This is a genomic window from Desulfoferula mesophila (assembly GCF_037076455.1).
GTDB lineage: Bacteria > Desulfobacterota > Desulfarculia > Desulfarculales > Desulfarculaceae > Desulfoferula > Desulfoferula mesophila.
Genome location: NZ_AP028679.1, coordinates 192,246 through 217,903, shown reverse-complemented (window position 1 = coordinate 217,903; position 25,658 = coordinate 192,246). Strand labels below are relative to the sequence as shown.

General features: G+C 51.2%; 15 protein-coding genes and 1 tRNA gene. 10 read left to right on the top strand and 6 right to left on the bottom strand.

Features of this window, described 5'->3' with window-relative positions:
* The first annotated feature begins 217 nt into the window (after positions 1–217).
* From AACH32_RS01025 to AACH32_RS01015, 3 genes are all read left to right on the top strand, one after another.
* Positions 218–3,358: a DEAD/DEAH box helicase gene (locus AACH32_RS01025; protein WP_338604485.1), complete on the top strand. Its 3,141-nt coding sequence runs from the start codon at positions 218–220 to the stop codon at positions 3,356–3,358.
* 172 nt (positions 3,359–3,530) lie between these two features.
* The gene (locus AACH32_RS01020) at positions 3,531–4,847 is read left to right on the top strand and encodes a hypothetical protein (protein WP_338604482.1); all 1,317 of its coding nucleotides are present in this window, start codon (positions 3,531–3,533) and stop codon (positions 4,845–4,847) included.
* Positions 4,848–5,032: 185 nt separating this feature from the next.
* On the top strand, positions 5,033–6,472 hold the full coding sequence (locus AACH32_RS01015; RefSeq protein WP_338604479.1) for a DNA cytosine methyltransferase: 1,440 nt from the start codon (positions 5,033–5,035) through the stop codon (positions 6,470–6,472).
* A 58-nt stretch (positions 6,473–6,530) separates the two neighbouring features.
* Here the strand turns inward: AACH32_RS01015 and AACH32_RS20820 are convergent, their stop codons facing one another.
* From AACH32_RS20820 to AACH32_RS00995, 5 genes are all read right to left on the bottom strand, one after another.
* Positions 6,531–6,926: a very short patch repair endonuclease gene (locus AACH32_RS20820; protein WP_350341549.1), complete on the bottom strand. Its 396-nt coding sequence runs from the start codon at positions 6,924–6,926 to the stop codon at positions 6,531–6,533.
* 118 nt (positions 6,927–7,044) lie between these two features.
* Positions 7,045–8,718, bottom strand: coding sequence for an NERD domain-containing protein (locus tag AACH32_RS01010; protein ID WP_338606641.1), 1,674 nt, complete (start codon positions 8,716–8,718; stop codon positions 7,045–7,047).
* 13 nt (positions 8,719–8,731) lie between these two features.
* Positions 8,732–10,570 carry a DUF1998 domain-containing protein gene (locus AACH32_RS01005; RefSeq protein WP_338604476.1) on the bottom strand — a complete coding sequence of 613 codons (1,839 nt, stop codon included), beginning with the start codon at positions 10,568–10,570 and terminating at the stop codon, positions 8,732–8,734.
* Complete coding sequence (locus tag AACH32_RS01000) at positions 10,563–13,772, bottom strand: helicase-related protein (RefSeq protein ID WP_338604473.1); 3,210 nt, start codon at positions 13,770–13,772, stop codon at positions 10,563–10,565. Before AACH32_RS01000 ends, AACH32_RS01005 begins: the two co-directional genes overlap by 8 nt.
* Positions 13,772–16,093: a UvrD-helicase domain-containing protein gene (locus tag AACH32_RS00995; RefSeq protein ID WP_338604471.1), complete on the bottom strand. Its 2,322-nt coding sequence runs from the start codon at positions 16,091–16,093 to the stop codon at positions 13,772–13,774. Before AACH32_RS00995 ends, AACH32_RS01000 begins: the two co-directional genes overlap by 1 nt.
* Before the next feature lie 934 nt (positions 16,094–17,027).
* Between AACH32_RS00995 and AACH32_RS00990 the strand changes: the two genes are divergently transcribed.
* The 7 genes from AACH32_RS00990 to AACH32_RS00960 all read left to right on the top strand — a co-directional run bounded on the left by AACH32_RS00990 (position 17,028) and on the right by AACH32_RS00960 (position 25,444).
* Positions 17,028–18,746, top strand: a complete 1,719-nt coding sequence (locus AACH32_RS00990; protein WP_338604469.1) for a class I SAM-dependent methyltransferase — start codon at positions 17,028–17,030, stop codon at positions 18,744–18,746.
* A 1-nt stretch (position 18,747) separates the two neighbouring features.
* Entirely contained in the window at positions 18,748–19,248 is a 501-nt protein-coding gene (locus AACH32_RS00985; RefSeq protein WP_338604467.1) for a thermonuclease family protein, read from the top strand.
* A gap of 843 nt (positions 19,249–20,091) precedes the next feature.
* The gene (locus AACH32_RS00980; protein ID WP_338604464.1) at positions 20,092–20,289 is read left to right on the top strand and encodes a MerR family transcriptional regulator; all 198 of its coding nucleotides are present in this window, start codon (positions 20,092–20,094) and stop codon (positions 20,287–20,289) included.
* A 347-nt stretch (positions 20,290–20,636) separates the two neighbouring features.
* A complete protein-coding gene (locus AACH32_RS00975) occupies positions 20,637–20,978 on the top strand; it encodes a hypothetical protein (RefSeq protein WP_338604461.1) in 342 nt (113 codons plus the stop codon).
* A 3-nt stretch (positions 20,979–20,981) separates the two neighbouring features.
* Positions 20,982–23,336, top strand: coding sequence for a DUF927 domain-containing protein (locus tag AACH32_RS00970; protein ID WP_338604458.1), 2,355 nt, complete (start codon positions 20,982–20,984; stop codon positions 23,334–23,336).
* Positions 23,329–23,958: a hypothetical protein gene (locus AACH32_RS00965; RefSeq protein ID WP_338604456.1), complete on the top strand. Its 630-nt coding sequence runs from the start codon at positions 23,329–23,331 to the stop codon at positions 23,956–23,958. Before AACH32_RS00970 ends, AACH32_RS00965 begins: the two co-directional genes overlap by 8 nt.
* A gap of 382 nt (positions 23,959–24,340) precedes the next feature.
* On the top strand, positions 24,341–25,444 hold the full coding sequence (locus AACH32_RS00960) for a tyrosine-type recombinase/integrase (protein ID WP_338604453.1): 1,104 nt from the start codon (positions 24,341–24,343) through the stop codon (positions 25,442–25,444).
* 94 nt (positions 25,445–25,538) lie between these two features.
* Here AACH32_RS00960 and AACH32_RS00955 read toward each other — a convergent pair.
* Positions 25,539–25,613: transfer RNA gene (locus tag AACH32_RS00955), tRNA-Thr, on the bottom strand.
* Positions 25,614–25,658 lie beyond the last annotated feature (45 nt).

The following is a 25,658-nucleotide window of genomic DNA, read 5'->3' as shown; positions in this document are numbered from 1 at the left end:
CAGATGATCTTAAAACATCTGGTTGGAGTGGCCGCTTGAAAACCCTAGATTGGTCTTCGGTGCCCTTAACCATTGTGGGAACCACGAGAAACTTTGGATACGCCATGGAATCCGCTATTGAAGATTTGAATTTAAAACCTGTGCTCCTTAAAGTGGGGCAGGTAAATATCGACCCCCAGAATAGACTTGGCTGCTGATAAAAGCTGGGATGACACAGATGCAAGACAATGATGACAAACTCAAAGTTCCATTCAAGAAGGGCGACCAAGTAATCGATCGCAACAATCCGGGAAGTCTGGGAACTTTCACTGGTAAAGCCTTCAAAGCAGGCCCCATCGTGATGGTCCAACTCGCATTTCCTGGTGGTAACATCAAATCCGTTCCACTGAAATCCCTGGAATCACCGAGGCAAGATAGCGGAACCATCGAGGAGAAGTTTCGCAGGAGGCACTTCGGCCGCATGGATGATTTCAAGAGGCTGCTTACCTACGAAAAGCTCAAAGGCACTCTGCACGAAGTCATCTATTCCATGGAAGCCGCCCAGATAAAGTTTTATCCGTATCAATTCAAGCCAGTCCTTAAGTTCATCAACTCACCGACGGAGCGTTTGATCCTAGCTGATGAGGTTGGTTTGGGCAAGACTATCGAGGCAGCCCTTATCTGGATCGAGGTGCAAGCAAGAAATCAGGCAAAACGTCTACTGGTCGTCTGTCCAAAGATGCTCCAGCGCAAATGGCAGGACGAGCTACGAACCAAGTTCATGATCGATGCCCGGATTTCAGACTTTTCGGAATTGAAACGAGAGGTGAAGCTACTTAAGAAGGAGGGTCCTGCTCACTCGTTCGCGCTGATATGCTCCTATTCCGGACTCATTGCTCCCAGAAACGAATTAAAGCTTCTCAAGAATCCGCCCGAAGAAGGATCGATCTGCTCGCCTAAAACGAACTTCCAGAGGGACCTGAGGCACTGGGACCAGGGTTATGATGTTTTCGACATGGTCCTTTTCGACGAGGCCCACTACATGCGCAACGCATCCACCTCAACATTCAATCTGGGTTTGAGCCTCTGCGATGCGGCAAATGCGGTCCTTTGCATCACGGCAACCCCGGTAAACAACAGCAACGAGGATCTGCGCAATCTGATCAAGCTGGTGGACGAAGACTTCCTTGAAACCAAAAATCTTTTCGAAGAGCTCATCATTGCCAACCGGCCAACAGTACAACTCTGCAATGAACTTTCCCGTCAGCCCCCAGACATGGAAAAGGTTAGAAAAGCTGCCGCAGACATGGCGCACAGCAACTTTATCGAAGAATCGCCTCTATATACCAGACTCGTTAAGGAGATCGAAAGCCTGGATCCAAACGACAAACAGGGCATCGCTCTATGCCACGACCTTGGCGAAAGGCTGAATCTGCTGGGTGGATACATTAACCGGACAAGACGAGTGCAGGTGAAGGAGAACCGACCAGTACGGCATGCCGTGGTCCTGACAGTCAAGTACAAGCCGGAGGAGATGATCCTGTACGACACTATCCTCGAGGTGGTCAGGAGAAAGTGCTTGCAGGAAGACCGCCCATTTCACATATTCCATATGTTGGGCCTACAGCTGCGCGCGGCAAGCTGCCTCCCCGTGGTTGCCCAGGATATCGTCGACGGACGATTCGGGGAGATTGAGGAATTGACGGAAGAGATTCTCGAGGACGAACTGTTCGCAACCTCAGACCAGCTCACATTCGGCGACATCCTGGATCCGAAAGAACTCGAGGAGGTTCTGGACTTCGATTTCGAGAAGAATGACAGCAAGTACTTCATCATGCTCGACATGCTTCGTAAGACCCCTCCGAAGGAAAAAATCATCATTTTCTCCTATTACATTCCGACCCTGTTCTATCTAAAGCGGCGCCTAGGCAACGATGATGTCTCGGTCGCGATCATCCACGGTAGCATGTCTATCGACGAACGGCTGGAGGAGATTGCTAGGTTTCGCAAGCCGACAGGGCCTCGCGTTCTCCTTTCATCGGAGGTAGGCAGCGAGGGCATCGATCTGCAGTTCTGCAAGACTCTGGTTAATTATGATCTGCCCTGGAACCCTATGCGCGTGGAACAACGCATAGGGCGCATCGACCGGATCGGACAAAAATCGAAGAAATTAACCATCGTCAATTTCAAGGTCGAGGACACTGTCGAAGAGAGACTGTATGAAAGACTCCACGAAAAGCTTGATCGGTTCAGGAACAGTCTAGGCGATCTCGAGGCAGTAATCGGGAACGAGGTGAGAAAGCTACAGATGCAGGTACTGAGCCAGCGCCTAAGTCCCATACAGGAACTGAAGATGATGGAGCAGTCGGAACAGGTGATCGAGACCAGGCTTAGACAATTGCAGGCACTTGAGGAATCGGGGGACACTCTCATCGCCCTGTCTGACTATGTCCAGAAACAGATCGAGGAGGACCGAGAAAAAGGTCGCTACGTTCAGCCGAAGGAACTGGAGGACTACCTGATTGACTTCTTTGAACGGGAGTTCCATGGATGTGAGCTGAACCAGAATACTCCCAGTACGGGCTGCTTGAGGCTTAAGCTCAATCCGGTGGCACAGATGTCCCTCTCCTCGTATCTGCAAGAAGACAGGAGCTTGCTAGCGCGACCCCTAAGACAAAAGGAAATAAACCTGACTTTCGACAACGAGATCAAAGCCAGATTGCCGGCAACCCTGCAGCAGAAGGTGCACTTCGCGAACCACCTTTCCCCCCTAATCAAATGGGTGACTGCCATAAACAGCCAGAGAGAGCACAGGTTCCACAACGTCTCTGCGTTGCTCTTGGAGCACCCCGAACTCAATCCGGGCATCTATACATATAGGATCGAGAGATGGAGGATGCAGGGTATCGCGAGCAAGGAAATCCTGGCCTACGCCGTACAAAACATTGAGACCGGAAGTACCTATCTGAAAGCCAAAGCGGAAAGTATAGTCAGACAGCTATTGGAAACTGGAAGGGACTGGGACCACCTCGACTTCGACTTGGACACCTTGCTCAGCTCACAAGAGAACCTACAGTCCACTATGATGGAGTCGTTCAGCAGAGCGATCACAGAATTCGACGCTAACAACGAAAACATGCACCGAATCAGGGTTCGACGCGTTTCGGCGTTTTTCGACCGGGTGATCGCTGCAAATAGAAAGGCCCTAGAGACGGTCACGAGAGAAGTAAGAAAACCGCACATAATCGATCTGAACCAGAGGAAACTGGACCGATCGATTGAGAACAAAGAGAACCGCATATCTAAACTGAACCAGCGGGCAACGATCGAGTGCGAACAGGCGGATGTGGCAGCTGGGGTCTTCTTGGCTGTCAGTTAGCCTTGGGTAGTTTGAGGCATAGACTGATCTTTACACATCCGACTTGAAACGAGCACCGCATCTGAACGAAATAGTGAATCGCATGTCTGTATTCAAATGGCTACGGAGACTGGCTAGATCAAACCAGGAAACGGGGGAGGATAATTTGGGAAGTCAGAGAGATCCCTATTTCGTGCAGATCGGTTTCGACTTCGGGACGTCCTACTCCAAATGCATATGTAGAGATGTCTTCAAAGACAAGGCGTGGGTTTGCATCGATGAAGACAATGACTCTCTGCAGCCATTTCTTATTCCCAGCAATGTAATATACGTGGATGGCCGTTTCATCAGACAAAGGAACACTGACGTATGTTATCTTGCTGACTGCCTTCCTAACCTGAAGCTGGCATTAATCAAGATAGCCAAGTCGGAACTCCAAGACCCCGTACTGACACCATATGCCAAGGCTTTGGGATCTGGAGACGGGAGCCGACTTCAAGAGCTGGTCGAGTGTGGCTCAATCTTCTTTCTTGCCAGCGCGATCAGCGACGTGCTCAAGGATATCAAGTCGAGATTCCCGAAATTCAGTTCCCATCCAGAAGACTACCTCGCCCTCAATCTGGCAGTACCGGTATCCAGTGAGGGCCAAGCAGAAGTCAATGGCATGTTCCGGCACGTTCTTTTCAAGGCTTGGCACCTCTCGGAAATCATGTCGTCGGAATCCCAACTGAGTATTAGGGAGATCCGCAAGCTGATGGAAAATTTTGGGGGGGACACGGACGATAGTGGAAATGGGCAGTGTTTCATTTACCCGGAAGTCAGCGCCAACGTCCAAGGCTTCATTAGATCGCGCGCATCAAGTGAAGGCATCTACCTTTTCTCGGACACGGGAGCGGGTTCGGTCGACCAAGCCGTTTTCATATTTATTCGGGATGAAACAAGTAACAAGCTTACCTACCTTAGTGCGAACATACTCCCGTACGGATCCAGTATGGTAGAACGTCTGGCATCAAACAATAGCAATGGATGGAACGAACGTGAACTGGAGGAACTGAGAAAGAAAAAGGAGCAGGAAGAGAACGACCCAAGACTTATCAGAGCCAAGGGTTTGATCAAGGAAGAGATTCTTAAGGGAACCAAGAAGACGCTCGCTCTTGCGAAGAAAAAATTGTACATCAAGGATCAGCTTCGTGGCACTAGGATCATCTTTGGAGGCGGTGGGCACTGCGACAACCCATACGGTAACGCCGTGCAGGATACCTTCCATAGTAATCTTTTCCGGTCCGGCATGAATCCCGATGTGCTCGGCATGCCGATTCCAAGGGACTTGGATTTGCCGGACGGGTCGGAACACTGGATGAACAGACTTTCCGTAGCCTACGGCTTATCGTATCTCAAAGAGGACTTGGCCAAGTTCACATATCCCGAGGACGTGATCGATCCGAGTCCTTCGGAAATATTCAACTTTACGAAGGAGCGAGTTCGAGCGCCCAGCAAGGATGAGTGCTAACCTTTCGGCATCAATATAGAATGATCGCGTACAACATATTGTGTGATCGGCAATTGACATACGATATGTTGAGTGCATACAATTATAGCAAGCAATTTGACCAATCCATCCCGGTGTGGGATGCGGTCTAGCCTGGGTGGGTCGTGTTGCCTTGGTTTTCTTAAGTGAGGCGAGGGACTTAACTGGTGAATATTCCAAAACCTTCTTTCACGGATCTTTCGGCATACGATCTTTTCGCTGGAGCGGGCGGATTCAGTCTCGGGTTGGAGGCCGCCGGCTTTGATTTACTGGGGGCAGTGGAATGCGATCCAGTTGCGGCCAGAACATTAGAAACGAATTTTGGTATACGTCCCTTGGACTTCACCGGCCCTGAAGAAGGAGACATTCGCAGCATTACGAACGACAAAATTCTCAAGCGAATAGACGATGAAGAGGTAGGTGAAATAGATTTGCTCATTGCCTCTCCACCCTGTCAGGGTTTTTCAAAGATAGGGCGCGGAAAGCTTGATTTTCTTGCCAGCAAACGAGGAGCCTTCATAAACGATGACAGGAACAATTTGTATAAGCAAGCTATCAGGCTCCTGAAGATCTTACAGCCACGCGTGTTCCTGTTCGAGAACGTAACAGGAATACTGCATCTCCGAGGACGCAATGTGGCTGAAGATGTTTGCAATGCAGTGAGCGAGGCAGGATATATTCCCAAGTGCACAATCTTGAATAGCGCATGGTACGGTGTTCCCCAGGTCCGAGAACGTGTGATAATAATGGGCGTACGCCAAGACTTAAATTTACTGCCTGTTTTTCCGAACAAACAATTTCATTCCGTCCATAATACTGGGACTTACTCTGGAACTAAACCAGACTTAAAGATTTGGCGTAATTTGGATTTTTACGTAGATCCGCGCACCATCGGAAGTGACTTTCCCGTGCGGACAGCAGTCTCGGTGAGAGATGCCTTTGATGATCTCCCTGAGTTCAAGGAACATCTACACGCCCTTAAAAATAACCTTAAATATCGTTCTTTTCGGGCCTGTTTTCATCCGGTCGACTATGTTAGAGCACCGAGGAACTGGTTTTGCAAAATGATGCGCGATTGGAACAACAGGCATAAAAGCGACCAAGTCACGGACCACTTCTGTAGGTGGAATCCGCGCGACTTTCGAATATTTGCTGAAATGAAGCCGGATGACAAATATCCGCAGGCGCTAGAAGTCGCCAACAGGCTATACGAAGAGGCTTGCGTCGTTTGGCCAAAGGAAGGATTGCCTTCGCCTGTGCGAATTAACTACATACCACCATACTCACCAGATTCTTTTGAGGAAAAGTGGAGAAAACTAATACCCGACCAGCCTTCATGGACGTTGACTGCACACCTTTCTAAGGACACTTATTCGCACATCCATTTCGATTCGAATCAGGCCCGAACAATCACTATACGAGAAGCGGCAAGGATTCAGTCTTTCCCAGACTCATACCAACTCGAGGGCAACACCGGAGACGCGTTCAGACAAATAGGCAATGCGGTGCCACCACTGATGGCCAAGGCAATAGGCGAATGCGTCATGTCAATCCTTTCGAAGGCGGATACCAGGACCAAAAGCATCTCGATGCAACGAGCGGTCTGATCTGACGTCTCATGGGACGGGTTTCCCTAACGCCCGGGAAGCCGTTGCGTCCGGAAGATCAGCCCAGAAAGCTGCACAGTTTCCGACCGAGCTCATCCAAGTCCTTGGTTTCACATTCCCAGACGACCAAAACCTCCCACCCCAACTTATCCAGATCCTTGACAGCCACCCTGTCGCGCTCCACGTTTCTGTGAAATTTCTCTCTCCAGAATTCTGGCCTAGTCTTTGGCATGACCGCATTCTTGCAGCCTTCGTGCCTATGCCAGAAACATCCATGCACGAAGAGAGCCTTCTTTCTCTTTGTAAAAACCAAGTCTGGGGTACCTGGCAGTTTCTTATGGTGGAGCCTGTATCTGTATCCCAAACAATGGACCAGCCTGCGCACAATCATCTCTGGTCCCGTGTCCTTGCCACGGATACGAGACATGAGCGCGCTGCGTTTGGAGGGAGACATTATGTCCGACAAGACGAGACTCCGTTTTGCTGATGCAATGATATGTTTTATGCGGGCAATCGCGATGGAGGCAGGCAAAACGCAAGCCAAAAGCAACACGCATTCATATGAGGAGGAATCACTCCTGTCCTCTTAACCATTTCAGCATATCGGCAGGACCGACCACGATCAAATGGGTGCATGCCCTGGAAATCGCGACATATGGAAGCTCTCTAGATTCGCCAATTTCCGTAGTTGCTGCTAGTATGACCACAGGACGTTCAAGCCCCTTAAAGCGCCTTATAGTGTCGACGACCACGGAACCATCTTTTGGGGAGTCGCATCGGGAAGCAACCAAAGCCCCGACCATCCCCTCCGGCGCTATAGTCTCCAACATATCCTCACTCGGTACAAGTATGGCTATGCTCTCAGCCGAAATATCTTCAGTCGATACAAGCTTTGTGGTGTAGCCAATTATTCGGCGCCTGAGGGTGCCTATTGTTTGTGCCTCAATCCACTTGACCTCGACCCCCTCTGGACCTATAGCATCTACCGTGTATCCCCGATAATGAATTTGGATAAACTCATGGATGCGCTTGGTGTTCCTCAAGTTTCTGGTGAGACGTATCGGAATGACTTCGACGTCCTTTGGGAGGCATTTTGCTTTGCCGTAAACCATTTGGTTGTCGTCAAAAAATATGCGTAGCAGGTTTTTCCCTCTTGGGTCTAAGCCAGAGTCCAAAGCTGACCACCAAAGTGGGGAAAAATCTTGGCCCTCATCAACAATGATTGCATCGAATTGCCTAACTGACATGGAATCAAAAGCCTGCATAAGCAACTCAGGAAAAACATCATCAAAAAGTCTACGCTGCGAACTAACCTTTGGAATTTTGATGCCCGCCTGGTCGACAATTTTTTTGCAAAACGTATGAAAGTTAAGTACAACAAGGTTGGGCAAACCTTCTAGACGTTTTGAGACGTCTATCGCCAAGGGACGATTGTAGCAAGTATAAAGAGTGCGTAAGCCGTCTTTGGAACAGCGACGGGCTTCTTCTAGAGCCAAGACAGTTTTTCCGGTTCCGGCAGATCCTGAAATTGCAGCTCTTTGTACGTCCTGTATATTGGTCAAAATGTGAAACTGCTGCTGGGTCAGCACGTTCAGAGCTTCTATATCCTCACTCAGTAGCGGACCAAGGGGAGCATGTAAAACAAACGGCTTGGCAAGGATGTTCTCAATGGCCCGGATCCCATCATTGCCCAGCCTGTCTCTTGTCTGCATCGATTCAGATCCGATTGCAAACCGGGCGAGTATCCATTCTCTGAATGAATGCTCGAATTGTTCCACGAAGCAGAAGAGTTGTCGGGGCATATCGGGGCCTAAGTCTTGTGGCGGCATAGATGAATGAGGCAAGACAACACCGTGAAAGGCACCGATTTTACGATGGGCCACTTCAGCTGATGCTTTAAGTTTTTTCAATAATTCATACTTTGAGGTTCGCGCCTGATGGACCGGGTTCTTGATCCGATGTGTGAGTCCCCATCGATCTCGGCTCGTCCATTGATCTCGTTCTGGATCATACGCTACTGCCCCCCCCTTCACCTCCAAAGCAAGAATTCCCAGCTGTGGATGTGCGACTACGAAATCGCATTCGCCGTCTATCTCTGACCCATCAGGTCTCACTCCAAGCCATGGGCTGGAGTAGAACACTACATATGAATCCTCAAGGACAGCTTCCATTCGGCGGTATACCTTGCACTCGGAGCTGCGAAGCGGATTTTCCAGAACGTCTCGAGGGATCTCCCTAGGCCACATGACCGCCATTTCACTAGCCCTCGATTAAGTCAGAGAAAAAGCCAACGGTTGTGTCTCCGGGAATTCCGACGAGCATCGCCCTGTCAAGAAAACGGTTGTACTCCTCACAGGCAGTTTCTGGGGCGAGGACACACGCATGACAGGCGGCGAGGGACAAACCGCTAGCCACCGTCATCATTTCCTCTATACAAAGCGGGTCAGAAGAGCACCACTCCATGGCCTTTATGGCTGCCACGACCGCCTTCTCTATGCGAGATGGTGTACCTTGGCGTTGAAGTCCACCCAGCGTTCCATCGGAATCCGAAGTGGCAGTATATATCAGAATGCCCGCCATACCGTCGTTCCCTTCACTCACGTACAATCTCTCGCGTAAGGCTGCACTTGAGTAGCCACATTCCAGGGTCAGTTGGCGCATGAGGGCATGTGCAAAGGTGTGTATAAGTAGAAATCGAGGGGTGATTCTGAGCGATGGCTCTCCTTCTCCATGGCGTTGACGCCATTCGGAGACCCAAGCCCTTTGTACTTTATCTGCTCGAACGTTGATCTCGGCCGCAGCCTCCCAGTTATGGAGGCGCTCCTTGCTTAACGTCAAAAAAATTCCTTCGCCACGGACCTCAACTGCTGGAAGCCAGTCTAGCCGACGAATGCTGATCTGGGCCACATTGGGATTCTCTTCGTCTCCAGGAGGATTGATGCGTGTAAATCCCCTAATGGCCCGGACCTCCCGCAACCTGACTACACGAGTCACATGTTCAAAGTGGCGACGGAGGCTCTGAGGTACCTCCACGTTGCGAATTTCAAACTCTCGGTCGGCGGCCTGCATTGGATCCGAGCCTGCCAAGAATTGGCGGTACTCCTCCCATCGTATGTTTAGGATGTCATCGCTGCTAAACAGGAGCACCCGCTCTCCAATGCGACGTGCTAATTGTTTGGGAGTTAGGTTGAACTCTTCCAGTACCGATTTCAAAGCATTCCTAGCCAGGATAGCAATGAATTGCTCACGGTCTTCGGTGTTCGTATCGACTATATCGCTCCAGTAGACGCCCAACGCTTCTTGTAGGGCGTCAGACCATGGCGGTATGCTGAGAGCGGACTCGATGACCGGAAAATAGAGATTTGAAGCACCTCGCTGTAGTGCCCTTGGTTTTTCGGAACACTCTTCATTAACATTCGTCAGCCAAGGCCTTCTGCCATGGCATTTACTATTTCTCCAAGTGGCCGAACTAAAAATCCCGTCCATAGATCTGCTAGCCTTGCACTTAGGGCAGCTGAGTATGAGGCCGGCAAGACCAGGCCTCTCGGAACGTAAATAAAGCGGACTATTGTCTTTCCATTTGCAGTCCTTTTCATGCTCGACCCAGCTGTGCCAGGGAAACTCGCTGAGGTGTCCTGCCGGACAGGCCATTATGAAGCGGACCGGTACTACAAAGACCCTGCGTTGCCCGGGTTCTTTGTTGGTGCAATGACCACAGTAACGATAGGCTCTTCCCGGTTCTTGGCCCCATGTGTCTGCTGGAGCGATCTTGCTGCACTTGGGACATTGGAGCCAAACAGGAAACCGCACTGCTACGAGGGTGTGATCGTCTGGCTGGTCGTTTTTGTCGCGCCGACTTTCGATAACGACCGGCGGCAAACGAAAGCCCTTGACTGCAAGTTTCCGTTGAAGTCTGGGTTCCATTATACTTTGTGGGTGTTTCAGGCCTGCTGGTGGGAACCAACGGTCCCATTCCTCTATACCTGCCAACACTGCGGAAACTGGTGCTCCCTGCGCCCGGAAATCTACGACAGCTCCCGGGCCGAAGGTCATAATTACTGCGCTCCTCCTGATCTCTCCCAATCGATTATTAGCCATTTTCCCCCCCTTGGTCGGCATTCTGATGCAGGAACTCGCGAAGAATGAAGCGAGTCGACGCCTCTACGTTTCTCATGTTATTTAATGTGGGCCAAGCATCCCCTGGCATTCTGCCCATTGCCCGCATGGTCGCTGCTCTCTCCGCGTCTTGGAGCAACGATTTCTTAACATTCCACCCCCAATAGCTACTTGGGGCGCGACGCTTCCAGTTTGCAAGACGTTCTTTCAACTCCTGCAATACTTCAACTTCCGAAGGATCGATGAATTTCGCTCTTTGCGTGATTTGATCAATGATGTCTTCGGCATCTGCTGTTACTCTATCGTCGAGTGCAGGTCGTTCAAGCATTCCGGGCACTAGGTGTCTTACAAGTGCAACCAGGATTGCGTGCAAGGCGCGGTCCCTTGCCCGGGAGGCGAATGGGGTAACGCTGGTCGGTTCTACATCCCTGTAGAGTGTGGAATGCCATGTCGCGAATGTTTCGTAGTGCGATCGATCCCGAGCCTTGGCATTGTTCAGAATCACGACTACCAATCCAGGAACGATTCCACGGCCGACACGGCTGGTCGCCTGTATATACTCAGCTATTCCCTTGGGCTGTCCGTTCATGAGCATTAGGCCAAGTCGTGGAATATCGACACCGACGCTCAGCATGTTGGTCGCAAGAACCACGTCCAGAGCACTGCCGCTGCCTGCGGGTATCTCAAGTCTGGATAGCATGTCCCGAACCTCTGCCTGCGTCCGACGAGATGTCAGTTCCTCGACAAGTTCCGGTTTTCTAGAAGTCTCGCTGCGAATTCCGGCCAAGATTTCCATGCTGTCGTTGACATCGTCCTGCATGAGGACTAGCGCTCCCCCCAGTTCGCGCAGTGAGTTGAAGTATGAAACAAGGGTCCAGTATGGGTCCCTTTCACTGACTTCACCGGTGCCCTCAGAAGCAGATTGAAGAAGTGAAGCGGCAACCGCTTGGAGAGTGAACTTGGCCGACCGACCGGCCGTTGTGATCCCACAATAGAGGCGCCCCGGCGATGCCTCATCTTTGACAGCGAAGCCCGTGTCATCTGCATTTAGACCAGGAGGTGGGAACTGCTCGGTCTCACGATTGAACAGGGCTTTGACTTGATCTCCCGCACGTCGAATTGTAGCGGTCGATCCTATAATTTTCGGCTGCCCCCCTCGTGAAGAGAACATCTTGTCTATCGCGACTTCATAAAGACCCGCAATGGTCCCTAGAGGTCCAGATATCAGATGTAGTTCATCTTGTACGATCAGATCGGGTGGCTGTCCGCTGCTGAGACCTAAAAGAGCGTTGACTTCTTTTCTACGAACTATTTGTGCGAATTTGTCTATTGTACCGATAAGAAGTGTGGGTTTAAAACGATAAACATCCTCATCCACTGTCCAGATTGGGAGGGCTGTTTCCGGATCGTACAGAATGCACCCTTCGTTCTGGCACTTCACTTGAATGGTTTGTTCCCTTGAATTGTGCTGCCAAACAAGATCTTTCCTGCAAGCGGGACATTCAACGAGCTGCTTAGGCGTCGGTTGATCCGCACCGCCCAATGCGGCAGCAGCATCAGCCACCTTGTTTGGTACAGCATCATTACCGACCCATAGGCCAATTGAAAAGGGAGTTTTTCCGAGGTCTATACCGGTCTCAAAACCAGGAAGGCATCCCCTACGAATCGCCTCGCATGCAAGCATTACGGCTGCAGCCCGGACGAACTGTTGAGTCGTGAGCAGGCGCAATGTATAGCGCATTATGGCTGCAACACCGGCACCATCATCAGGATTTTTACCAGAGGCTAGGCGTCTGTAGAACGCAAGAAAGGCGATCAATCCCAGATAAGCTTCAGTTTTACCTCCGCCTGTTGGGAACCAGAGCAAATCCATTATTCCCCGTTCCGGGTGATTGCGATCAGCCACGGATGATGCAGCAAGCAGGATGAAACCTAACTGGAAGGGCCACCACCTGAGAGGGCCTGAGGAAGCCTTGTCGACGTTCCATTTGTGTTGAAGGGACATGGCTTTGTTTGCCAAGCGAAAGGCAGTTGTCAGTTCGGGGCTACTGGAAATGAAAACAGCACCTTCAGCCATTCTGTCTTGAATTTTTCGACAGTTTTTTAAATTCTTCTTGGCTTGTGCGCGGTATTTTTCTTCCAAGTCTTGGGCCAGCGACTCCTGTTGGGATATCCATTCTCCGTATGCTATGGGCAGTTCTGAAAGTGCTTCTCCGAGCTCCTCTGCGGAAGCTTCTGCCAACCAGTCTGTAGAAAGATGACTTTCAAAGCCGCCCCCCAGCAATTTATTGAAAACATCCGATCCTTCTGGATTCATTGAGCTTACTAAAGTCCTTGGCATCCAGTGGGTAGTAACCTTGGACGCTGTTCCGGGATTGTCTCCTTCCTCCCATTCGGCCGAGCATGTGTGGCCAACAGCAAACTCCTTGGCCTCACGGTAAAGCAGTTCACCGGACAAGTCTTCTTCGTCCAGTACCATGCGCCTAGAGGGCCGAGCCACCAAGTAAGTCCCATTTTCTGGTCTTATCTCCAGTTTGGTCTGGAAAAGGGTAAGCCTTTCGACGTCTCGCCGGCCCCCATCTTTGTCAGGACTCGCGTCATTTATGATCGTGACTGTAGTTAGAGTTCCCTCCGAAAAAGGCGCTGTTCTCAAATACAGCTTGACGTCTTGAGGAGCACCAAAAGATTTCAGGTCAACATGTATAGCTGCTCTATTTAGTTTTAGGCCGCGCACCAACAAGTCATGCCAACGACGATGCCATCTAAGTCTTGGCCACTTGGATTTTTGTTGATCCAGCCTTTCAGTTTCGCTGCTTTCATTTTCTACCAGTGCGCCCCCTTTTGTATCCGGGTCATCGTCTATAGGTTCGTAGGTTGCAAAAAGTACTCTTACCTCGATCGAAGGCACCCCATTGGGGCTCGAGGCCGCAAGAGAGACTCCCGCCGATCGGGGCCTAGCAAGCCCCACCAAGGAGATTTCCTCCTCCTCTCCTGCTTCACTTCCTTCCTCGTCACCAAATCCAGCGGTGCCAAATTTTTCGTCATCTTCAGCCGTCATACGTGTGTCTCGAGGCCATAGTATGCCGCTTAAGTAGACATCCGCTGGTTTCGAGGTGAGCACTTCTTCCTCTTCATGAGGACCGATGAGGTCCTCCATGAGTCGCGTCAACAACTGTTCCCGCATTACCCCCTCCTACGTCTGCGATATCTTTGAAAATACATTGTCGTGTAGCCCAATATGATGGGTGCAAGCAGTATCCCACTTTTGGCCCATGGTTCATGCAGTAGGGCACACTCAGTTGCTTCTGGTGGCAAAACAATTGTGCGAACCCCAAACATACGGAGGTGCCGAATAATATCCGGCGGGCGCAGTTTGGCCCCACCGATTTTCTGGTGGATTAACCTTCCTATCTCGAAAAGATCATCGTTGACGACTTTTGACAGTGTTCCTATGGAAGTACTCTGACCGTCTATCCTTAACCTATATATATATCGTATTGTTCGGTCTTGTTCGGCCTCTACCGGCAGGAGATGCCCTATGGAACTTTTCATTAGGCGTTGGCTTTCTCTAACTTCGGTCTCATTTGCAAAGACACTGCGTCCAGCTAGACCTGCAGGTTCGATGTCGAACTCATGTCCGATTTCCACTTGTGCTTTTGGCTTTGCACCGCTGAATTTTGGACTAAAGACGCGTCCCGAAGGTTCAAGGTGCCGAGCCCATTGTTTATATCCTTGTCCTACCTTCAACTTCAACCGGCCCCTCGTGGCGCCAACGTATACGACTCGGGCTTCCTCATCTCTGCCCCGTGCATCAGTTGTATAGCTTGGGAGCATAAGGTGTACGACTTTTGCCTCTCTACCCTTGACAGCGTGAATGGTTCCGATAATTGGTCCCGTTTGTCCGATTTCAGTACTGCACATTTCAGGTGGAGGCTGTTTTCTGCCAAGCTTCGTTCGAAGCTGCGCCATGTCTATGGCCTTGCTGGTTCGCCCAGCCAAACGCAAAAGATCTTTCCACGCGTCTTCCATTTCGGGAGAGTTAGGCAGGCATTCCACGTTGCTTGACGACCAAAGAGCCACGAAGGTATTTTGGTCTAGAGTTGCCTCTGTGTACTCTGACAAAACGCAACCGACCCATGGAGCAACGCTTAATGGCAAACCCGACATACGAATTCTATGGGGTTCGCACCCAAGAAAACTGGAGGCGAGAAGAACATCGGCGCGTCTGCGATATAGAATGAATAGATCCTCAAGACCATTAAAATCCTGTCTTTGAACTGATGGAACGGTCTCGTGTGCTAACTTCTTGACCTCTTCTATGACTTCATCTAGATCCTTTTGTTCAGTGTCCTTACAAGTCAACACCTTGAGCCGAGTTTTGGTGAAAAGTGTCAGAAGTCTTGAGGATTCGGTTCGATGTACTCTTTCCAACCCCTTTTCCACAAAACCCAGCCGCCTATCATCTCTTAATAATGCTGGAAGAGATTTTCGTCTAGTAAAACAACTGTCTCCCTCGTCGATTTCGGAAAAACCATATATTGCCTGAGCCTCGTCAGCGAAGATGGTCACGCCGCATTCGGCAGAAAGTTTCTCAATGAAGGTAAGGACAAGATTAGAGCGTATACCTACAAAATCTTGGGCCTCGTCAACGATCAGATGTCTTACACTTTGTAGATATTCAATCGCCATTTCGTTGTTACTAATCAACTCCAAAACATTTTTTATGTTTTCATCATACGATCCTAAGATTTTCGCATTTTCATCGAAACCGGATTGGATCATCCAAGCATGTGAATCGAGTGTTGCAATTTTGACTAAAAAGACATCTCCCGGATCGTGCAAGTGTGATGATATTCTTTCCCTAATTTCACCAACTGCTGTGCGCGTAAAACTAATAAACCATATGCTCGATGGCGCAATTTGATAATTGTCAATCAAATTGGCCAATCGTGCACATGCAACCTCGGTCTTTCCAGTTCCAGGCCCAGCGCTTACTAGTAGACGTGCATGTGGCGGCGCCTGAACTACATCCTTCTGACATTCGTCCAAGCCTGCTTCTCTTGGCATGCCTATTTGAGAGATAACATTTGTATCAAGTGAAGCTTCTTTTTGGTTATTGACGCCTGCATGATTTGGGTTGTTATCGGAAATTGGTAAATAGATCTTGTTGCCTTCTTGTAATATATAAAAATTTCCTTTGTACTTTACAGAAAACTTACCATCATGTTCTTTAACGGGACGATGAATCCTGTCAATCTCACGACCATTATTGAATACCTTGACTTCTATTATCTTAAACTTAGCCTTGATTCTATCAGTAGCACCTTGTTTAATGGGCTTGGAATTACCTGTTTTAGTGTCTATATGAATTTCGTTTTCGTTGATCAAAGGCCAAAGATTTTTTTTATATTTAACTGCTGGCTTTCCATTTAGCATTCGCAATGGTCTAAGTATTTTTTTAATTTCACGTCCATTACTTAAAACCCTGACTTCGATTTCCGGCATTAACAATTCTCCAAAGGTAATGTCGCTCGACAACCCAAGCGGGAATTAGAGGTAGAATGGTAATTATATTCATTATATTTTGGAAGATTATTCATGGCTTGTACTACTCATAATCTGCCCATCAGGTGGAGGATCGGAATGCAACTAAACCGCCAGATCTCATATGCCATTGTAACCTAATAAAGCTTACCCAAACAATTTTTTCGCTGGAAGCATCATCCTCGCTTCCAAATGTAATAATTAGCGATTGGTTGGATGTTTCGTTCCAAGATTGTAACTTTTTGGGGTATACAATTCAATATGACTTCCCGTCTACACTCGGTCCAAATTGTGATGGCTCAAACCTCGACGTTAAACTACTGACCATTTAGGGTCCAGTTGGGATGAGTGTTTTCAAGGTTTGCTTCCTTGGAGTCGTAGCTTTAGGGGCGCCACGCAGGAAGTAGTTACCGCCTGCTTGGCATAGTCCTCTGTGGTCAAACTACCCAAAGAGTTGTGCGGACGATGGCTGTTGTAATCAAGCCTCCAAGTACCCACCTTGTCCTAGGCGTGCTCCACAGACACAAACCAGTTTTCGTTTAAGCGCATTTCTCGAAGACATCCGTTAAATGACATGATTAGTGCCTTGTCAATGGTTGTACGTCGTCAGAGCGTTTGGGACAAGAATTTGTTTTTGCTAATGGACACATTCCCTGTAGACGTTTTGTTTAATCACCTCTTCGCTTAGAGGTCTCAGGCCTATGTTTTGGCGCCACCTGTGCCGCATGGTCTGCTCCTTGACCTGGTTTCTGGCCGTGATGATCTCTCTGGCCTTGCCGTGGTGACTATGTGATATGATCACGGAGTCTTGGCCAGCAAATATAAAACATTTTTGGGATCCCAGTTTACTTAACGATAACAAAATGAATTTTCTATCTAATTACGGAAACGGCTCATGACCAATTCAGTCGTAGATTGGTATGAAGCCCACGCCAATGAATTGGAATCCCGCTACGAAGACCCTTCCCTGACGGGCCTTCACGATTGGTTCGTCGATATCATCCCTGAGCAGCCATCCCTCTGTTTGGATATAGGCGCCGGGACAGGCCGCGATGCTGCTTGGCTTGCATCCAAAGGCAACGAAGTCGTGGCCGTGGAGCCGTCGGCTGCCATGTCAACCATAGGAAAACGCCTGCATTTCCATCCTCGTATCCGATGGGAATCGGATAGGTTGCCTGACCTTCAAAATATCCTCAAATTAAACCTGTCCTTCGACTTCATCTTGTTGAGCGCGGTCTGGATGCATCTCGCGCCTGCTGATCGCCCCAGGGCCTTCCGAAAGTTGATCGGCCTGCTGAAGCCTGGCGGCTTTATGGCCATCACGCTCCGCCATGGGCCGGCTGAGCCTGAGCGTGGAATTCATCCGGTAGCCTTGGATGAAGTAGAAAAACTGGCCCGTTCCCATGGCGCCATTATTGAGAGAATTGTTAACGCCGAGGACAGGCTGGGACGCCGGGAGGTTCAATGGTCTCAGATGGTGGTCCGCCTGCCTGATGACGGTACCGGGGCGTTGCCACTACTGCGGCATATCATCCTGAATGACGCCAAGTCGTCCACCTATAAACTTGCTCTTTTGAGGGTTGTGGCCCGCATTGCCGACAGTGTTTCCGGCATGGCTTGGGAAGATGAAGATGACCACGTAGCCATCCCTCTCGGGCTGGCGGCTCTATTTTGGGTCCGAGCGTTCAAACCCCTCATAGAAGCCGACTTGCCCCAGACCCCTAAAAACAGAGGCGCTCAGGGGCTTGGTTTTGCCCGCAAAGGCTTTGCCGCCCTCCAGCCCGTTTCCCACCTGGATCTACGCATAGGCGTGAGCTTTTCCGGACGGACGGCCTATGCGCTTCACCAGGCCCTGAGGGAAGCCGCAGATACCATAACCAGAATGCCTGCCCACTTCATGACATATCCCAATGGGGGCCAGATAATGAAGGCCACCCGGGCCGGTAGAATTCCTGCCTCCACAGTTGTCACGATCGACCAGCCATATCTGGAGAGTTTCGGAAAACTGAGGATCCCAAGAAACATCTGGCGGGCACTTGGCCGTTTTAACGTTTGGGTCGAGCCGGCGCTGACAGCCGAATGGGTCCGCCTCATGAAGGGGTATGCCAGGGGCCAAGGTCGTAATCTTGACGATGCTGCAATTGCGTACGCCATGAGTTGGGCAGATCCCGCTCGCAGCGTAGCCGATGCCAGCAGAAGGGCCAGTGACCTGATAGCAAGCGGTACACCAGTTTATTGTGTGTGGTCTGGCTCTCGGTTAAGAAAAGACGGCTGGGATATAGACCATTGCCTGCCGTGGTCTGCCTGGCCATGCGGGGACCTCTGGAACTTGCTGCCAGCCCGTCGAACGATAAACCAAGTCCAAAAACGAGACAAGTTGCCCTCAGCCGCAAAACTCGAGAAGGCTCAAGAACTGATCCAGAACTGGTGGCATTCGGCCTACATCATCCACGGCAACAAAATCATCTCTGAACAATTCTATAAGGAGGCCAAGGCAACACTCCCCAGTTTGCCTGCCAGCGAAGTTCCACCGCCTTTGGAGGAGGTTTTCAGGGGGGTCTCCTGGCAAAGGCTTCGTCTCAAGCAAGACCAGCAGATACCCGAATGGATTTAAGTTGATTCGCGGCACCAAGGCCATCAAATTCGACACAACCACATATCTGGCTGTCCTACTCTTCGTGATCTCTGGGCTGGCCTGGGCCTCTCCCCCAGCATGGACCGGCAAGTTGGTGGGCGTCTCCGATGGCGACACCATCACGGTTATGAGAGACGGCCGGGGAGTCAAGGTTCGCCTTGCCGAAATCGATAGCCCCGAAAAACGCCAGCCCTACGGTCAGGCGCCCAAGCGCTTCACTTCTGACCTGTGTTTTGGAATGGTGGTTACGGTCAAGCCTCCCACCACGGACCGCTATGGCCGGGTGGTAGCCCATGTAAGGATCCCGGATGGCCGCAACCTCAACGAGGAATTGGTCAGAGCGGGTCTGGCCTGGCAGTACAAGAGGTACTCAAAGAGCGCGAAACTGGCAGCCTTGGAAGCTGAAGCCCGAAAGGCCAAGCGGGGGCTGTGGTCTGAGCCCAACCCCGTCCCCCCCTGGGAGTGGCGCAAGGCGCGATAAGGCAGTCAGCCGCACCACCCGGTGTTGTCGTGTACGTTGAAAGGGTGGTGGTCGTAGTAATCCACGAAAAGATAGGGCTAGTGCTCCTGTTCCCTGGAGAGGTGCTGGTACTCCCGTAACCGCCTTCGCGGGGCACTTCAAACACGGTTTGCATTCAAAAAAGGTGGCTCGGTAGAAGAAAAATTACAGAGCCACAAGAAGATAAAGCCCCAAAATAATTGTACAAGTTCTCCTGGAGAGTTTTATCGTAAATTGCGCTTAAATTTCAAGTGGTTGCACAGATAGGCTCTTCAGCCGAACTCTCACACACTTCTCCTTGAAAGTTGTAACTTGTTGTTATTAAATCCAAAAATCTTGACGGGAACATGATCTTCTGTAAGACTTACCCATCGCAGAGCTTGGTGGTTATCCACCAGTTGGATTTGTCAGTCTCGAGCAGATGAGCAGGAGGCGAGATGTAGAGCCTATTGCCCAAAAAGGCAACACCCCGAAACGAGGCAACGCTCCAGGGTGTTTGAGTTCCGGAGATCTTGCCCCGGAGGCTCGTTGTGACCGATAGGCCACGTGGTTAGTTAAAGCTTATCCCAGCGACCCTCCCAAAGCAAGAACCTACTTAAAAGAAGCTACTTTTTCTAAGCCTAGTTGGGCCTGAGGGGAAAGTTGGACACCACCCGTCTGCACTCTCGCGGCAGGAAACTACAAGAGCCTCCTCCTGACATCTCATCGGATTTACGGGGTTTCCCGGGAGGCCCTTATATTTTCACTATCGGTAAGAAACCTGCTTTGACCTGGTGATACGAGGCATATCGCCTCAAGGTCATAACCCCTACCGAGGAGTACCCCGTGGAACACGATCTCACCGTCCAAGATGTCGCCAGAGAGGCCAACTGCCACCCCAATACTGTCCGTCGTTATGAGCAGAGAGGGCTGATTGAGGCAATGAGAGACATCAACGGCTACCGTCGCTTTTCCCGAGACCAGGTCGAGCGACTAAAGGAACTGCTTGAGATGAGAGTCACTACGGAGCAGGGAGAAAATTAGAGCCAACATGCGTGGGCTGGGTCCAGAAGCTTGTACCTCTCTTATAGGTGAGGCCGTACGCAAAGCCTGTTCAGAGATCGTTCAGGCTCGCTGGCGGTCCATCGATGAGGCGGCGAAACGCATGGGGGTTAGTGTCAGAGTCATCCGCCATTGGATTCAAAGACCGGTTGACCCGCTCCCCTGCTCCCAAGTCGAGCCTCGCGGCAAGGTGCTGATCAAGGACTCAGATGCCGACGCCTGGCTTAGGCGCCACCATCTCGAGCGAGACATGGATGCTTTGGCCAAGGAAGTACTTGCGGAAATGGGCCTCTGAATGAAGCAAGGACACAGTTGAAAATGTCCCGAACATGACTCAAGTCGATTTCAAAAGCATAAAACGAGCCGCCTTGCATCAGGCAGTGGCCCTATTAAATCGATGGCTACCAGGTGGCAAGCTGCACGGCAAGGAATATGTGGTTCGAAATCCCAAGCGGCTAGATCGACAACCTGGCTCGTTCAAAATCAACACCTCAACCGGCAAGTGGGGCGATTTTGCCATTAACCAAGGAGGCGGGGACCTGATCAGTCTACGAGCCTACTTGGATGGGGTTGGGCAGATGGAAGCAGCCCAACGTATCGCTGCTGAACTTAGCATTTCTAGCCCATCGGCAGCTAATGCACGTCGTAATCAGCGGAGGAAAAAGGACTAGCCTATGATTCTTGCACCTGACACAGCGCCCGACTCATTCCGCCACCCTCACTTGGGTGAGCCGGACCAGATTTGGTGCTACCGAGATAAGCATGGCAAGCCTTTTTTCTACGTCTGTCGTTTCGTTTCGGAAAACGGTGGCAAAAACATCCGACCTCTGAGTTGCTGGCAAGATAAAACGGGAAAGCACCAATGGGAGTGGAAGCACCTACCGGCCCCCCGCCCTCTTTATGGCTTGTACAGCCTTGCCTGGAATCCATACGCCCCCGTGCTTGTTGTGGAGGGAGAGAAGACAGCTGACGCCGCTCAGCAGCTTTTCCCTGAAATGGTGGTGGTTACCTCTCCCTGTGGTAGCGATGCAGCCGAAAAGGCCATCTGGGACCCTTTTAAGGGTCGGGATGTGTTTATCTGGCCGGATCATGATCAGCCTGGAAGGGAATATGCCGATGCGGTTGCAGAGATTGCCCTGGCAGCTGGTGCTAACTCTGTCCGCATCGTGGAGGTTCCAGACGAGTTCCCAGAAAAATGGGACCTGGCTGACGAATTGCCCGTTGGTGTTACTGGGAGCCGAATCTTCCAACTTGTGAAGGAGGCTCATCCGTTTTCGAAGGATCAAACCAAAAAAGATTTGCCTCCAGTATCGCCGCCCGACTGGCCTTTTAGGGTTGATGAGCAAGGAGTTTTTAAAAAGGTAGAAACGACTAAAGCCCCCGGAGAAACGAAGGTCGAATGGATTAAAGTATGTTCCCGGCTGGATGTAGTTGCCCGCACCAGGGATTCCGGAGGCAAGAGTTGGGGCAGGTTGCTAGCCGTGACCACCAGGGAAGGGCAAACCAACGAGTGGGCTATGCCCATGGAACTTTTGGCCGGGGACGGGACAGCCTATCGTGCGGAGCTCTTGAAGCTTGGCTTGGAGATCAGCCCCGAGACCAGGGCGCGCTATGCTCTTCATGAATACATAAACGACGCCAGCCCGCAGGAGTGGGCCCGCTGCGTTGATCGACTAGGCTGGCACGGCCAGGTCTTCGTTTTGCCGAACCAGACCTATGGCAACGGTCAAGACGAGCGCGTCCTTTTCCAGGTCGACAGGGTAAGCGATGACCTTTTTCGGGTAAAGGGCGAACTGGAGGAGTGGAAAGAGCAGATCGCCAAGTTATGCGCAGGTAATAGTCGCCTTGCATTCGCGGTAAGTGCGGCTTTCGCAGCTCCGCTGCTCCATCCCGCTAGTCTAGAGGGCGGCGGTTTCCATCTCCGTGGTGGTTCATCGATTGGCAAAACCACTGCTCTTCAGGTAGCAGGTAGTGTTTGGGGAGGCGGTGGCGTAAACGGCTATTGCCAAAGCTGGCGTGCCACCAGCAATGGACTCGAAGCGGTTGGAGTCGCCCACTGCGATACCCTCTTGTGTCTGGACGAAATGAGCCAGATTAATGGGCAAGATGCTGGCCAGACCGCCTACATGCTTTCCAACGGCCAAGGCAAAAGTCGCGCCCGCAAGGATGGGACTGGAAGGCCCCCCGCGCAATGGAGGCTTCTCTTTCTAAGCACCGGCGAACTGTCTCTGGCGGACAAAGTGAATGAAAGTGGCGGAAGGGCTAGTGCCGGTCAAGAGGTTCGCATGGTCGATATCCCGGCTGATGCCGGGGCTAGTCTGGGCATCTTTGAAGATCTCCACGATTTCGATAGTCCCGCCGCCCTAGCCGACCATCTTCGCCTTAATTCCATCCAAAATTACGGCTCACCCGCCCGTAAATTCCTTGAAAGGATTACAACCAACCCAGAGCACTTAACTGAGCAGTTGCGTAGGGCCAGGCAAGAATTCCTAGACAAACACTGCCCCCGGACCGCAGATGGGCAGGTTACGCGGGTGGCTAATCGGTTCGCCTTGGTTGCCGCTGCTGGATGCTTGGCTACGGCGATGGGTATCCTCCCGTGGGGCGGAGATGAGGCGCTGAAATCTGCTGGAACCTGTTTCACGGCATGGCTCAACCAGCGTGGAGGTTTCGGATCGCTAGAGGAACAGGCAGGCATTGAAGCTGTACGTCGATTCATCCAGGCACACGGCAAGAGTCGTTTTCAGTCGTGTAACGGTGACTACGATAGACCCATCATTAACCGAGCGGGTTTTGTGCGTGATGGCCAACAAGGGCGAGAATACCTGATTTTTCCGGAGACGTTCCGGAATGAGATATGTAAGGGGATGGACAGCAAGCGGGTTCTGGATCACCTCAAGGATCGTGGGCTGCTGATACCTGATAGCACTGGCCGTCCCGCCCGCGTAGTCCGCCTTCCCAGCTTTGATGACCCCATAAGGATGTACGTTCTAAAGAATGAGATCTTGGGGGAAAGTGGAGATGATTGAGCTTTTTGCCGAGTGGGCCCCTAAAAAGCGTAACCGTGTAACCGATGACCAAGCAGACCGGTTACAAGAAAACCCCAGCAAAAACCGTTCTGTAACCAACGTAACCAGTGAAACCGCCAAAAATCTAAGTCCTGGCGAAGAAGACGAAAATCTGCAAACGGTGGAAAGTGGTCGAGATGGTGCACAAAACGCGGTTACGCCGGTAACTGCGGTTACCCCCCCTAAATCATTGAATAATTCTTGTAACCCTAGCCGGGAAACTCCGGTTACAACGGTTACAAATCCTCTCTGTCGTCTTAATCACCGTGAGGTCATGGAGACGAAATCCTGGCGGCCAGCAATCCAGCGCCTATTCAAAGCGCTGCTGGATCGCTTCGAAAAAAGAGGCCGCGTAACTACCGAAGCCGAAACTTTGGCCTACGACACGATCAAGGTACTTGGGAGTATTGACGGCGGTCCGGTGGGGCTGTTGCCTGACGAACTAGTTGAACCGACGGCTATGCTATCCGAGTTGTTTGGTCCAGGAGTCAAGTTGGGATACTACGACCAAGAAAAACCGGCTGGAACCTCTGAGGGGGCCCCAAAGGAGGATGGGACCCAACCAGATGGGACCCACAAATGAAAGAGCATGGTTCAGGCAAGGAGTTTTCTCAGCCAACCCCAACCCCTGGCTGGAGCAAATTTTCGGCGACGAAGGTTCTTTTTTTGCCGGTCCGGGGCCCTACCCTTCGGAGCAAAAGATCGTCGATTCTGGAGGCCTTGACGCCGCTACACTGCCCAGTGCGAGCACTGGTGACGTGGGAACAGCATGGTCAGAAAGCCTGAAACCCAGCCCCGTATTGTTCAAGGCCTTGGCCGTAAATGGACCCCGGAGGCCGTTGCCGACCTTTTCGAGGTTGAAGCCAGTACGGTCAGGCGCTACCCTTCCGACTATGGCGGGGTGCGCATTCGAAACCGCTGGCTGTTCTTTGACAACCTTATAGAGCAAGCAGTGAGGAATGCGTATGCCCAGCAAACGAGTACGCAAAGGCAAGACCCATTGGGTCGGCCAGGTGAGCAGGAGAAATTTTCGCAGGGAGAAACTCTTCAAGACCAAAACGGAAGCGACACAGTGGGAAAGCGAGGTGAAGACACTCCTGCGGGGAAGCATCCCAGAGGAGGACATCAAGCGCCTGCTGGACGAGGGGTTATCGCCCAAGGCCGTATCAGATGTATGGGAGCGGGAGCAGACCCCCACGGTCTCCTTACATGAGTGGGCGACGGCCTATCTGGACCATGTCCGCGAAAACGTTTCTGCGAAAACCTATAAAGACAAACTGAGAATCCTTAGGCGGTTCCTAAACTGGCACGGCAAACCTGGTCAACCTGTTCAGGGCCTTAGCACCGCAACGGCCCATAGATTCCTTATGAGTTACGCCCGTTCTAAATCCCACAATACGGCCAACGTCTACAGGACGCATCTAGGCGCTGCCTGGAACTGGGCAATGAAGTACCAAATGTGCCCAGCCCCAAACCCCTTCCAGGTAGTCGATAAGTTCTCCCACGAGAAGTCGCACCACTACATGCCACCTATGGAGGACTTTCTGAAAGTGGTCGACCTGTCCGAGGGACAGGACAAAGCTCTCCTTTGGACCTACTACTACACTGGAGCCAGGAGGAAGGAACTATTCAACCTGATATGGGAGGACATCGACCTTGAAAGAGGTCGGCTGAGGCTCTACACCAGGAAGAGACGTGGAGGCCTGAAAGAGGCAGACTGGGTTGGTATGACCGAAGCCCTGATCGGTGTCCTCAGGGAACAGCATGAAAGGACAGGACGCAGCGAATGGGTTTTCCTAAATCGCTACGGCAAGCCCTTCAGGTCTCTTTCGAAGTTCCTGGGCAGGCTCTGCGAAGAAGCAGGAGTCAAGCCTTTTGGCTTCCATGGGATCAGGGCTTTGACCGCCACCTCTTTGGCCCGAGAGAACACGCCCATGGTGGTGATCCAGCAGCACCTGAGGCACCGTAGCCTTCAGGTGACTGAGGACTACATCAGAGGCGTCCCCACCACCAAACCTTACCTTGATGTCTTGGATGGAGGCCTGAGTAAAAGGACCAAGGCGGCATGACAGGTCCTTACATCTCTTTACGTCTAATTTACGTCCAAGCACCTTTTCAAAGAAAAAGCGGCCACGGCCATAAGCCGTAACCGCTTGATATTACTGGAGCCGGCGGTAGGAATTGAACCAACGACCTGCTGATTACGAATCAGCTGCTCTACCCCTGAGCTACGCCGGCTTTTATCTAGTCGGGCGGACCCGCCTGAGCGGGCTAATCTTAAAT

Coding starts and splice junctions, on each gene's coding strand:
- AACH32_RS01025 (WP_338604485.1), top strand. CDS start 218: ATGCAAGACAATGATGACAAACTCAAAGTTCCATTCAAGAAGGGCGAC.
- AACH32_RS20820 (WP_350341549.1), bottom strand. CDS start 6,926: ATGTCTCCCTCCAAACGCAGCGCGCTCATGTCTCGTATCCGTGGCAAG.
- AACH32_RS01010 (WP_338606641.1), bottom strand. CDS start 8,718: ATGTGGCCTAGGGAGATCCCTCGAGACGTTCTGGAAAATCCGCTTCGC.
- AACH32_RS01005 (WP_338604476.1), bottom strand. CDS start 10,570: ATGGCTAATAATCGATTGGGAGAGATCAGGAGGAGCGCAGTAATTATG.
- AACH32_RS01000 (WP_338604473.1), bottom strand. CDS start 13,772: ATGCGGGAACAGTTGTTGACGCGACTCATGGAGGACCTCATCGGTCCT.
- AACH32_RS00995 (WP_338604471.1), bottom strand. CDS start 16,093: ATGCCGGAAATCGAAGTCAGGGTTTTAAGTAATGGACGTGAAATTAAA.
- AACH32_RS00990 (WP_338604469.1), top strand. CDS start 17,028: ATGACCAATTCAGTCGTAGATTGGTATGAAGCCCACGCCAATGAATTG.
- AACH32_RS00975 (WP_338604461.1), top strand. CDS start 20,637: ATGACTCAAGTCGATTTCAAAAGCATAAAACGAGCCGCCTTGCATCAG.
- AACH32_RS00970 (WP_338604458.1), top strand. CDS start 20,982: ATGATTCTTGCACCTGACACAGCGCCCGACTCATTCCGCCACCCTCAC.
- AACH32_RS00965 (WP_338604456.1), top strand. CDS start 23,329: ATGATTGAGCTTTTTGCCGAGTGGGCCCCTAAAAAGCGTAACCGTGTA.
- AACH32_RS00960 (WP_338604453.1), top strand. CDS start 24,341: ATGCCCAGCAAACGAGTACGCAAAGGCAAGACCCATTGGGTCGGCCAG.